The sequence below is a fragment of the Kitasatospora sp. NPDC054795 genome, assembly GCF_053611565.1.
In genome coordinates, this window is sequence record NZ_JBSHAP010000171.1 from 4039 (window position 1) to 15468 (window position 11430).

An 11430-nucleotide genomic window follows, 5' to 3' on the forward strand; every position below is an offset into this window, starting at 1 on the left:
CGGTCTGTGGTGGGGACGCGACTGGTCCAGGCTAGGGCGGTGCGGAGGATGCCGCCGCGGTTCCGGACGGGGTCGTTGGGGGCCTTGCAGAGCTGCTCGCGGTCCTCGGCGCGGTAGTCGGTGCGGCCGGTCGGGGCGCGGGGCCCCGACCGGCTTGTCGGTCAGTTGTTCTCTTCCTCCTCCACCCAGCCCATGGTGCGCTCCACGGCCTTGAGCCACTTCTTGTACTCACGCTCCCGGGTGGCCTCGTCCATGCGCGGGGTCCACTCGGCGGCGCGGTGCCAGTTGGCCCGCAGGGTGTCGAGGTCGTTCCAGAAGCCGACGGCGAGTCCGGCCGCGTAGGCGGCGCCGAGGGCGGTGGTCTCGGCCACGTACGGGCGCTCGACCGGGGCGTCCAGGACGTCGGCGATGTTCTGCATGAGCAGGTTGTTACTGGTCATGCCGCCGTCGACCTTGAGGGCGGTGAGCTCGACCCCGGAGTCCTTCTGCATGGCGTCGACGACCTCGCGGGTCTGCCAGGCGGTGGCCTCCAGGACGGCCCGGGCCAGGTGGCCCTTGGTGACGTACCGGGTCAGACCGGCGATCACACCGCGGGCGTCGGAGCGCCAGTACGGGGCGAACAGGCCGGAGAAGGCCGGGACGAAGTAGGCGCCGCCGTTGTCCTCGACGGTGTTGGCGAGGGTCTCGATCTCGGCGGCGGTGGAGATGATGCCGAGCTGGTCGCGCAGCCACTGGACGAGCGAGCCGGTGACGGCGATCGAGCCTTCCAGGGCGTACACCGGAGCCTGGTCGCCGATCCGGTAGCCGACGGTGGTCAGCAGGCCGTGGTACGAGTTGACGATCTTCTCGCCGGTGTTCAGCAGCAGGAAGGTGCCGGTGCCGTAGGTGGACTTGGCCTCGCCCTCGTCGAAGCAGGTCTGGCCGAACAGCGCGGCCTGCTGGTCGCCGAGCGCGGCGGCGACCGGGACGCCGGCCAGGTCGCCGACGGCCTCGCCGTAGACCTCGGCGGAGGAGCGGATCTCCGGCAGGACGGCCATCGGCACGCCCATCGAGTCGGCGATCTTCTCGTCCCACGCCAGCGTGTTCAGGTTCATCAGCATGGTGCGGCTGGCGTTGGTGACGTCGGTGACGTGCTTGCCGCCGTTGACACCGCCGGTGAGGTTCCAGATGACCCAGGTGTCCATGGTGCCGAACAGGATGTCGCCGGCCTCGGCGCGCTCGCGCAGGCCCTCGACGTTGTCCAGCAGCCAGCGGATCTTCGGCCCGGCGAAGTAGCTGGCCAGCGGGAGGCCGGTCTCGCGGCGGAAGCGGTCCTGGCCGACGTTGCGGCCGAGCTCGCGGCAGAGCGCCTCGGTGCGGGTGTCCTGCCACACCAGCGCGTTGTGCACCGGCTCACCGGTGTTCTTGTCCCACAGGACGGTGGTCTCGCGCTGGTTGGTGATGCCGATCGCGCGGATGTCGTCCTTGGTCAGGCCGGCCTTCTCCAGCGCGCCGCGGACGACCGACTGCACCCGGGTCCAGATCTCGGCGGCGTCGTGCTCGACATAGCCGGGCTGGGGGAAGATCTGCCGGTGCTCCTGCTGGTCGACGGAGACGATCCGGCCGTCGGCGCCGAAGATGATGCAGCGGCTGGAGGTGGTGCCCTGGTCGATCGCGGCGATGTAGTTACCGGTGGAGGTCATGGGGAGGGTCCTCGGCTCGGGTTCGGGGGATACGGGGTGGGTGGGCCTGACGCGCGTTGTATCGGTCAGTCCCCGTGTACGGCGGGGGCGAACCCGTCCTTTAGAAGATGGCGTTGTAGACGCCGCCGGCCGCGAGGCCGCCCAGGATCGGGCCGACGACCGGGACCCAGGCGTACGACCAGTCGGAGCCGCCCTTCTTCGGGATCGGCAGCAGGGCGTGCGCGATGCGCGGGCCGAGGTCACGGGCCGGGTTGATCGCGTAGCCGGTCGGGCCGCCCAGCGAGAGGCCGATGCCGACGACGGTGAAGGCGACCATCAGGGTGCCGGTGCCGGACTGGGAGAGGCCGGAGTTGGTGCCGATGGTGAGGATCGCGAAGCAGAGCACGAAGGTGCCGATGACCTCGGTGAGCACGTTCTGGATCGGGTTCCGGATCTCGGGGCCGGTCGAGAAGATGCCGAGGGTGGGCTCCTCGTTCGCGTTGAACTGGCCCAGGTAGGTGGCCCAGACGAGTACGGCGCCGATGATCGCGCCGAGCAGCTGGGAGCCGAGGTAGAGCGGCACCTGGCTCCACTCGCCGCTCTTCACCGCGAGCGCGATGGTGACGGCGGGGTTCAGGTGGGCGCCGGACTTCGGAGCCGACATGTAGGCGGCGATGAGGACCGCGAATCCCCAGCCGAAGGTGATCGCCAGCCAGCCGGCGTTGACGGCCTTCGACTTCTTGAGGGTCACGGCGGCGCAGACGCCACCGCCGAGGAGTATCAGGGCGGCGGTGCCGAGGGTTTCGCCGACGAAGACGTCGCCGTTGGAGAACGCGGACACAAAGACTCCCTTGTCCATATGGCCCGGAGGGTAAGTGGGGGCAGGCGGCCGGTCGATCGCTGTGCGGATGAGCGCACTGTGGGAGCGATCTCTCCGGCCATCGTTCGACAATGTCGACCGTCATGCGGAAGCTTCCTCCCCAGGTCGCCCCCACGTCAAGGCAGGGTTACGCAGCTGTGACCCTCGCCTCGGCAGGTCCGTCGACGTTACCGAGCGGAGCGCCCCGAAACGGGACAAAACGCCAGAGGCGCGGACAGGGCTCCCGCCCGTCCGCGCCTCAGCGTGACGAATCGACGGCCCTCGGCGGGCCGTCCGTGGATGTGCTCAGAACCGCCCGGCGCCCAGGTCGCGGGAGATCGCCCGCGCCGCGCTGCGCACCGAGGCCACCAGTGAGGGCTTCACGAAGCCGTCCTCGCAGACCCGCTCGACCGCCCCGCTGATGCACACCGCGCCCACCGGGTTGCGCCGCCGGTCCTGGATCAGCGCGCCGATCGAGGCCACGCCCTCCCAGGTCTCCTCGATCGAGTCCGCCCAGCCGCGCTCCCGGATCAGCGCGCACTCGGCGTCCACGTCGGCCGCCCCGGTCAGCGTCCGCACGGTGTACGACTCGTACGGTCCGTCGCCCAGCTCCCCGCGCGCCACCGGGTCGTAGGCCACCAGCACCTTGCCCAGCGCGGTGCTGTGCAGCGGCTGCATCGAGCCCACCTCCAGCACTTGCCGGGTGTCGTCCGGCCGGAACACGTGGTGCACGATCAGTACGCCCTGCTGGTGCAGCACCCCCAGGTAGACCGTCTCCCCGGACGCCCGGGCCAGGTCGTCCGCCCAGACCAGCGCCCGCGCCCGCAGCTCGTGCACGTCCAGGTAGCTCTGCCCCAGCCGCAGCAGCTCGGCGCCCAGCTGGTACTTGCCGGTCTCCGGGTCCTGCTCGACGAACCCCTCCTGCTGCAGCGTGCGCAGGATGCCGTGCGCGGTCCCCTTGGCCAGGCCCAGCGCCGTCGCGACCTCGGACAGGCCCAGCCGGCGTTCGCCGCCGGCCAGCAGACGCATGATCGCGGCGGCCCGGGAAAGCGACTGGATCGGGCCGGGCATGGGTACCTCCGCGCTGAAAGGCGGTCGACAATGTCGACCACAGTGATGACGGGACGAGTCTGCCAGGCCGCCCGGACTCCGTGCACCTTCCCCCCGGGTAACCCGCCCCCGGCCCTCCCATCCGCGGCGCGGCCCGCCGGGTGCGCGGACGGCCGCGCCGGGCCCTCACCGCTCCCGCGCCGTCACCCCACCGCCCCGGCCCGCTGCGCCCGCAGCACCGTCACCTCCGCCGCCAGCGCCGCGATCCTGTCCGTCCCGACCCGGCAGCAGCCGCCCACCAGCCGCGCGCCGTCCGCGAGCCAGCCACCCACCCGGGCCGAGCGGAAGGTCGGCTCGCCGCACCAGCCCCGGCGGGCGGCGTCCCAGCTCTCCCCGCTGTTCGGGTAGACCACCACCGGCTTCCCGGTCACCTCGGCGGCCACCGCCACCGCCCGGTCCGCGTCCTGCGGCGTGCAGCAGTTGACGCCCACCGCGACCACCTCGTCCACCTCCGCGGCCAGCGCGAAGGCCTCCGCCAGCGGTTGCCCGGCCCTGGTCCGGTCGCCCTCGACGCTGTACGACAACCAGGCCGGCACCCCCAGTCCGCGCACCAGCCCCAGCAGCGCCCGCGCCTCGTCCGCGTCCGGCACCGTCTCCAGCGCCAGCACGTCCGGCCGGGTCGCCGCCAGCACCTCCAGCCGCGGCCGGTGGAAGTCCGCCAGCTCCGCGACGCTCAGCCCGTACCGGCCCCGGTACTCCGAGCCGTCCGCCAGCACCGCCCCGTACGGGCCGACCGAGGCGGCCACCCAGCGCCGCCGCCCGCCCGGCTCCGGCCGCGCCGCCTCCCGGGCCAGCTCCACGCTCCGCGCCAGCAGCCGCGCGGCCTGCGCCCGGCCGACCCCGCGGCGCGCGAAGCCCTCGAAGCTCGCCTGGTAGCTCGCCGTTATCGCGACGTCCGCGCCCGCCGCGAAGTACGCCCGGTGCGCCGCCACCACCGCCTGCGGGTCGTCCGCCAGCAGCCGCGCCGACCAGAGCTCGTCCGAGAGGTCGTGCCCGGCCGCCGCCAACTGGTTCGACATCCCGCCGTCGAGCACCAGCGGACCGGCGGCCAGCGCGGCGGCGAAGTCCGGCGGGGGAGCAGTGGGCATCTCGGTCTCCTCTGGAAGAGTTCCTGGTCACAGCCTAGGGGTGGGCGCCCCCGGGCCGGGCAGGAAAACCATTTGCCGCCGGGGAACGCACTCGCTACGTTGTGCTCAGCCCGAGAAGAACAGCACCGCTGGAACACCACCGGCAGAACAGGCCCGGGGGCACCGGCGACCACGGAGAGGAGCCCGGCGATGGCAGCGGACGACCAACCGCCCCCCACCGGGCCCGGAGCCGAGCAGCAGTGGCTCGCCGCGTACGACCCGCGCGCCTACGCCCCGATCGCCGTCACCGTGGACGTGGTCGCCCTGACCTTGCGCCACGGCGGCCTGCACGTCCTGCTCGTCGAGCGCGGCGCCCCGCCCCACCAGGGCTGCTGGGCGCTGCCCGGCGGCTTCCTGCGGGCCGGCGAGGAGGACCTGGACGAGGCCGCCGCCCGCGAGCTCGCCGAGGAGACGGGCCTGCTGAGCGCCTCCGCGGCCGGGGCCACGTCCTGCCGCCTCCACCTGGAACAACTCGGCACCTACGGCGCCCCCGAGCGGGATCCGCGGATGCACGTCGTCTCCGTCGCCTACCTCGCCTTCGCCCCGGACCTGCCCGACCCCCGGGCCGGGACGGACGCCGCGGCCGCCGCCTGGCACCCCGTCTCCGACCTGGACCTCCGGCCCTGCGGCCGGTCCCGAGTCGCCGGTGCGCCCGTCGACACCCACGGGGGTGGTGTCGACGGGCGCGCCGGCCGCGGCCCGGTCACGCTGGCCTTCGACCATGCCCGCATCCTCTCCGACGGCCTCGACCGGGTGCGCGCCAAGCTGGAGTACAGCCCGCTGGCCACCGCCTTCCTGCCGTACGACTTCACCATCCCCGACCTCCGCGCCGTCTACGAGGCGGTCTGGGACGAGAAGCTCCACCCCGGTAACTTCCACCGCAAGGTGCTGTCCGTGCCCGGCTTCGTCGAGAGCACCGGCGCCACCACCGAGCGCGGCGGCGCCCGTGGCGGCCCCCGCGCCCGTACCTACCACGCCGGCGACGCCCGCCTGCTGCACCCCGCGCTGCTCCGCCCCACCCGCGACGACCCGGCCGGCGCCGCCGACGCCCCCTGAGGCCCGGCGGCCCACGGCAACGCCGTCGACCGACCGGGCTACCATCCGGCCATGACCACTGACGAAGCGACGACCACCGCCGAAGCCCACCGGCCGTTCTCGCACTGCCACTTCTGCGGCACGCCCTACCCGCCCGGCACCCGCCTCTGGCCCCGCACCTGCCCCGGCTGCGCCGAGATCAGCTACCGCAACCCGCTGCCCGTCGCGGTCACCGTCCTCCCCGTCACCCGCCCCGACGCCGACCCGGCCCTGGTCGTCATCCGCCGCACCATCGAACCCGGCTACGGCGAACTCGCCTTCCCCGGCGGCTACATGGACTACGGCGAGAGCTGGCAGCAGGCCTGCGTGCGCGAACTGCACGAGGAGACCGGCATCACCGCCGACCCGGCCGACGTCACCCTGATCCACACCGCCTCCGACCCCGCCGGCCGCTTCGTCATGCTCTGCGGCCTGCTCCCGGCCCGCCCGCTCGCGGAGCTCCCGCCCTCGCGCCCCACCGACGAGACCGACGGCTGGCTGCTCGCCACCGCCGACACCGCGCTCGTCTGGGACTTCCACAAGGGTGTCCTGCGCCGCTGGTTCAGCGGCGAGTTCACCCCCCGCTGACCCCGGGCCCGCCCTGCGGCGCGGGCCCCCGGCCCCCACCGGCCGACCCTGGCGCGGCGGCCGATCACATGGCATGGTCTGCACCGACAGCCCAACCGGACGGGTCTGCCACGAGCCCTCCCGTCCCCACCACCGGCCGGGAGACCACCACCGTGAGCACCCCACCGCAGGACCAGCCGCTCTGGCGCCCCAACCCCGCTCGCGCCGCCGCCACCCCCCTGGTGGCCTTCCAGGCCTGGGCGGCCGAGCACCACGGCGCCCCGGCCGCCCCGCTCGCCCCGGCCGACGACGACCAGCAGGCCGCCCAGCGCTACGCCGACCTGCACGCCTGGTCCACCGAGGACCTCGACCGGTTCTGGACCGCGATCACCCAGTGGTTCGACGTCCGCTTCAGCCAGGCCCCCGACGCCGTCCTCGCCGACCCCCGGATGCCCGACGCCGTCCTCGCCGACGAGACCCGCACCGGCTCCCAGTGGTTCCCCGGCGCCCGTCTGAACTACGCCGAGCACGTCCTGCGCCACTCCGAGGACCCGGCCAACGCCGACCGGCCCGCCATCCTCCACGTCGACGAGACGAGCGGTGACCCGGTTCCGACCACCTGGGCCGAACTGCGCCGCCAGGTCCTCTCCCTTGCCGCGGCCCTGCGCGCCCAGGGAATCGGCCCCCACGACCGGGTCGCCGCCTACCTGCCCAACATCCCGCAGGCCGTCGTCGCGCTCCTCGCCACCAACGCCGTCGGCGCCGTCTGGACCTCCTGCGCCCCCGACTTCGGCGCCCGCAGCGTGCTCGACCGCTTCCAGCAGCTCGAACCGGACGTCCTGATCGCCGTCGACGGCTACCACTACGGAGGCAAGGCCCACGACCGCACCGACGTCGTCGCCGAGCTGCGCCGCGAACTGCCCTCGCTGCGCACCGTCGTCCACGTCCCGCTGCTCGGCGGCCCGGCCCCCGAAGGCGCCCTCGACTGGGCCGACCTGGTCTCCGGCCGGGCCCCGGGAGCGGACGGCGAAGCGGAGTTCGCCCAGCTCCCGTTCGACCACCCGCTCTGGGTGCTCTACTCCTCCGGCACCACCGGCCTGCCCAAGCCGATCGTCCAGAGCCAGGGCGGCATCCTGGTCGAGCACCTCAAGCAGGTCGGCCTCCACCTCGGCCTCGGCCCGCAGGACCGCTTCTTCTGGTTCACCTCGACCGGCTGGATGATGTGGAACTTCCTGGTCGCCGGCCTCCTGGCCGGATCCACGATCGTCACCTACGACGGCAGCCCCGGCCACCCCGACGCCGGCGCCCTGTGGTCGGTCGCCGCCCGCACCGGCACCACGGTCTTCGGCACCTCCGCCGCCTACATCGGCGCCAGCCGCAAGGCCGAACTCCACCCCGGCCGCGAGCTCGACCTCTCCGCCGTCCGCTGCATCGGCACCACCGGCTCCCCGCTCCCGCCCGACGGCTTCCGCTGGATCTACGACGAGGTCAGTGAGGACGTCTGGCTCGCCTCGGTCAGCGGCGGCACCGATGTCTGCTCCTGCTTCGTCGGCGGCGTCCCGACCCTGCCGGTCCACCTCGGCGAGATCCAGGCCCCCTGCCTCGGCGCCGCCGTCGAGTCCTGGGACGTCCAGGGCCACCCGCACACCGACACCGTCGGCGAACTCGTCGTCACCAAGCCCCTCCCGTCCATGCCCACCGGCTTCTGGAACGACGACGAGGGCACCCGCTTCCACGACAGCTACTTCGACATGTACCCGGGCATCTGGCGGCACGGCGACTGGATCACCGTCACCTCCCGGGGCACCGTCGTCATCCACGGCCGCTCCGACTCCACCCTCAACCGCCAGGGCGTCCGGATGGGCTCCTCGGACATCTATGAGGTCGTCGAGCGCCTCCCCGAGATCGCCGAGTCCCTGGTCATCGGCCTGGAGGAGCCCGACGGCGGCTACTGGATGCCGCTGTTCGTCGTCCTCGCCCCCGGCGCGGAACTGAACGACGACCTGGTCGGCCGCATCCGCACCGCGCTGCGCACCGAACTCTCCCCGCGCCACGTGCCCGACGAGGTCATCGCCGTCGACGGCCTCCCGCACACCCTCACCGGCAAGCGGATCGAGGTCCCGGTCAAGCGCATCCTCTCCGGTACCCCGCTGGAGCAGGCCGTCAACCCCGGCTCCGTCGACCGCATCGAGCACCTGCGCTTCTTCGAGCAGCTCCGCCTCGACCGCCGGGCCTGAGCGGCCCCGGGACGGACGAGAGGGGCGCCCCCACCGTCCCGGGTGGGGGCGCCCCTCTCGCTGTTCCCGCTTGCGCCGCTCCCGGCTACTCGCCGGAGAGCACCTGCTGCGCCGCGGCCCGCGCCTCCTCGGCGCTGTCCGCGGCCCGGGCCGCCTCGGCCGCCCGGCGGCACTGCGCCAGCGTGTACTTGGCGAGCGTGGTCCGCACGTAGGGGATCGAGGCCGCGCCCATCGACAGGCTGGTGACGCCCAGACCGGTCAGCACCACGGCCAGCAGCGGGTCGGAGGCCGCCTCGCCGCAGACGCCGCAGCTCTTGCCGGCGGCCCGCGCGGCGTCGGCCGCCGCGGCGACCAGGTCCAGCAGGGCCGGCTGCCACGGGTCCTGGAGCCGGGCCAGCGCACCGACCTGGCGGTCGGCCGCGAAGGTGTACTGCGCGAGGTCGTTGGTCCCCAGCGACAGGAACTCGACCTCCTGGAGGATCGCCCTGGCGCGCAGCGCGGCCGACGGGATCTCCACCATCGCGCCGAACTTGGCGTCCAGCCCGGCCTCACGGCAGGCGGTCGCGAAGTCCTTGGCGTCCTTGCGGTCGGCCACCATCGGGGCCATCACCTCAAGGTGCACCGGCAGGCCCTCGGCCGCCTTGGCCAGCGACTCCAGCTGGGTCCGCAGCACCTCGGGGTGTTCGAGCAGGGTGCGCAGACCGCGCACGCCCAGAGCCGGGTTGGGCTCGTCGGCCGGGGTCAGGAAGTCCAGCGGCTTGTCGGCGCCGGCGTCCAGCACCCGGACCACGACCCGGCCCTCGGGGAAGGCCTCCAGCACCTTGCGGTACGCCTCGACCTGCTTCTCCGCGCCGGGCGCCTTCGCCGAGTCGTCCAGGAACAGGAACTCGGTGCGGAACAGGCCGACGCCCTCGGCGCCGTTCTCCAGCGCGGCCGGCACGTCGGCCGGTCCGCCCACGTTGGCCAGCAGCGGCACCCGGTGCCCGTCCGAGGTCTGCCCCGGGCCGGAGGAGGAGGCCAGCGCGGCCCTGCGCTCGGCGGCGGCCGCCCGCAGCTCGTCCTGCTTCTCCTGGGACGGCTCCAGCAATACGTCGCCGGAGCTGCCGTCCACCGCGACGACGGTGCCCTCGGCGACCTCGATCGCACCCGGCAGCGCCACGACGGCCGGCACGCCCATCGCCCGGGCCAGGATGGCGCTGTGGCTGGTCGGCCCGCCCTCCTCGGTCACGAAGCCGAGCACCAGCGTCGGGTCCAGCAGCGCGGTGTCGGCCGGCGCCAGGTCCCGCGCGAACAGCACGTACGGCTCGTCGCTGTCCGGCACGCCCGGCATCGGCACGCCGAGCAGCCGGGCCACGATCCGGTTGCGCACGTCGTCCAGGTCGGCGACCCGCCCGGCCAGGTACTCCCCGGCGGAGGCGAGCAGCGCCCGGTAGGCCGCGAACGCGTCGTAGATGCCGCGCTCGGCACTGCTGCCGACGGCGATCCGGCGGGACACGTCGGCCATCAGCTCCGGGTCCTGCGCCATCAGCGCCTGGGCCTCCAGCACGGCCTGGGCCTCGCCGCCCGCGAGGTTGCCGCGCGCGATGAGGTCGGCGGCGACCGCCTCGACGGCGGCCTGGGCGCGAGCCTGCTCACGGGGGGCGTCCTCGGTCGGGATCTGGGTGGCCGGGGGCTCGAGCACCGCCGTCCCCATGTGCCGCACCTGGCCGATCGCGACCCCGTGGCTCACGCCCACGCCGCGCAGCGTCTTCTCCATGTCACCTGTCTCCGCTGAGATGAGCGGCCCCGCCGGGAACCGCTGTGTGTGGGGGCCGCCCCGTCATCTCGTCCGGGGCGGATCGGAAGGAAGAGGTCAGCTCCAGTTGAACAGCTGCTCGCCGGCCTTGGCGTCGCCGTCCTCCCGCAGGTCGCCCAGCGAGTCCACGGTGGCCTCCAGCGCCACGATCGGCGAGATCGGCGACTTGCCCGCGGCCTCGACGGCGGCCGGGTCCCACTTGATGACGGCCTGACCCCGGGTCACCGTGTCGCCCTTGTTGACGAGCAGTTCGAAGCCCTCGCCGTTCAGCTGAACGGTGTCGATCCCGAGGTGGGTCAGCACACCGTGGCCCTCGGCGTCCACGACGACGAACGCGTGCGGGTGCATGGAGACGACGACACCGTCCACCGGAGCGACCGCCGTGGTCTGCTCGCGAACGGGGTCGATCGCGGTGCCCGGGCCGACCATCGCACCCGAGAACACCGGGTCGGGCACGCCCGCGAGTCCCACGATCTTGCCGGTCAGCGGCGACGTCACAGTGGTCATGGTTGTGCCTCCCAAGTGCGCGGTACAGCGTGCGGCCGCGAGGAGCGGCACGACGATCAACTGAAGCCTAAATCATGTCAACTTTGGACATCTGCTGACATTCCCGGGCGAAGACCCGCCCCTGCCGGCCCAGCCGGCCGGCGACTCACCGACCCGCGAGTGGTCTAGTCCTCTTGGCTCCGATGCGCCGCACTCTACAGGCATCTTGGCGAATCGGGACCATTGCTGTATATGCTCGCGAGAGCAACAAATCATGCCGCTGTCCGGGGGACTCCCGGTGCGCCCGATTCGCGCTCCGACTGCCGACCCGCTATGGTTGGTCGAGTCGCCGCAACTTGGCGGTTAACACCAGATTTCAGATGTGAAAAGCTCCGGTAAACGGAGCGGAAAACATCTGGTAAGCTGGAAACACGAAAGAACGAAGCCCGGAGGGTCCGCTGGAAGGCGGTCCGAAGGAAGCGTCCGTTCCTTGAGAACTCAACAGCGTGCCAAA

9 protein-coding genes are annotated in these 11430 nt (G+C 73.0%); 3 read left to right on the plus strand and 6 right to left on the minus strand.

Annotated elements, in window-relative coordinates:
• Positions 1–161: 161 nt before the first annotated feature.
• The 4 genes from glpK to mmuM form a co-directional block, all read right to left on the minus strand.
• The gene (gene glpK, locus ACWGJO_RS37490; protein ID WP_387694452.1) at positions 162–1682 is read right to left on the minus strand and encodes a glycerol kinase GlpK; all 1521 of its coding nucleotides are present in this window, start codon (positions 1680–1682) and stop codon (positions 162–164) included.
• Positions 1683–1782: 100 nt separating this feature from the next.
• Positions 1783–2502, minus strand: coding sequence for an MIP/aquaporin family protein (locus tag ACWGJO_RS37495; RefSeq protein WP_360355208.1), 720 nt, complete (start codon positions 2500–2502; stop codon positions 1783–1785).
• Positions 2503–2826: 324 nt separating this feature from the next.
• Complete coding sequence (locus ACWGJO_RS37500; RefSeq protein ID WP_452190135.1) at positions 2827–3591, minus strand: IclR family transcriptional regulator; 765 nt, start codon at positions 3589–3591, stop codon at positions 2827–2829.
• 182 nt (positions 3592–3773) lie between these two features.
• On the minus strand, positions 3774–4718 hold the full coding sequence (gene mmuM, locus ACWGJO_RS37505) for a homocysteine S-methyltransferase (RefSeq protein ID WP_452190136.1): 945 nt from the start codon (positions 4716–4718) through the stop codon (positions 3774–3776).
• A gap of 189 nt (positions 4719–4907) precedes the next feature.
• On the opposite strand from mmuM, the gene ACWGJO_RS37510 reads away from it, so the two are divergent.
• From ACWGJO_RS37510 to ACWGJO_RS37520, 3 genes are all read left to right on the plus strand, one after another.
• A complete protein-coding gene (locus ACWGJO_RS37510) occupies positions 4908–5813 on the plus strand; it encodes an NUDIX hydrolase (protein WP_452190137.1) in 906 nt (301 codons plus the stop codon).
• A gap of 51 nt (positions 5814–5864) precedes the next feature.
• Positions 5865–6419 (plus strand): NUDIX domain-containing protein, encoded by a 555-nt coding sequence (locus tag ACWGJO_RS37515; RefSeq protein WP_387694456.1) that lies wholly within the window; start codon positions 5865–5867, stop codon positions 6417–6419.
• Between the two features lie 68 nt (positions 6420–6487).
• Positions 6488–8635: an acetoacetate--CoA ligase gene (locus ACWGJO_RS37520; RefSeq protein WP_452190138.1), complete on the plus strand. Its 2148-nt coding sequence runs from the start codon at positions 6488–6490 to the stop codon at positions 8633–8635.
• An 85-nt stretch (positions 8636–8720) separates the two neighbouring features.
• On the opposite strand, the gene ptsP is transcribed toward ACWGJO_RS37520, so the two are convergent.
• Positions 8721–10391 (minus strand): phosphoenolpyruvate--protein phosphotransferase, encoded by a 1671-nt coding sequence (gene ptsP / locus ACWGJO_RS37525; RefSeq protein ID WP_452190139.1) that lies wholly within the window; start codon positions 10389–10391, stop codon positions 8721–8723.
• Positions 10392–10487: 96 nt separating this feature from the next.
• Complete coding sequence (locus tag ACWGJO_RS37530) at positions 10488–10937, minus strand: PTS sugar transporter subunit IIA (protein ID WP_359911157.1); 450 nt, start codon at positions 10935–10937, stop codon at positions 10488–10490.
• Positions 10938–11430 lie beyond the last annotated feature (493 nt).

What these genes read in the sequence shown, in the direction of transcription:
- glpK (WP_387694452.1), bottom strand. Translation starts at nt 1,682, where the DNA reads ATGACCTCCACCGGTAACTACATCGCCGCGATCGACCAGGGCACCACC.
- ACWGJO_RS37500 (WP_452190135.1), bottom strand. Translation starts at nt 3,591, where the DNA reads ATGCCCGGCCCGATCCAGTCGCTTTCCCGGGCCGCCGCGATCATGCGT.
- mmuM (WP_452190136.1), bottom strand. Translation starts at nt 4,718, where the DNA reads ATGCCCACTGCTCCCCCGCCGGACTTCGCCGCCGCGCTGGCCGCCGGT.
- ACWGJO_RS37510 (WP_452190137.1), top strand. Translation starts at nt 4,908, where the DNA reads ATGGCAGCGGACGACCAACCGCCCCCCACCGGGCCCGGAGCCGAGCAG.
- ACWGJO_RS37515 (WP_387694456.1), top strand. Translation starts at nt 5,865, where the DNA reads ATGACCACTGACGAAGCGACGACCACCGCCGAAGCCCACCGGCCGTTC.
- ACWGJO_RS37520 (WP_452190138.1), top strand. Translation starts at nt 6,488, where the DNA reads ATGGCATGGTCTGCACCGACAGCCCAACCGGACGGGTCTGCCACGAGC.
- ptsP (WP_452190139.1), bottom strand. Translation starts at nt 10,391, where the DNA reads ATGGAGAAGACGCTGCGCGGCGTGGGCGTGAGCCACGGGGTCGCGATC.
- ACWGJO_RS37530 (WP_359911157.1), bottom strand. Translation starts at nt 10,937, where the DNA reads ATGACCACTGTGACGTCGCCGCTGACCGGCAAGATCGTGGGACTCGCG.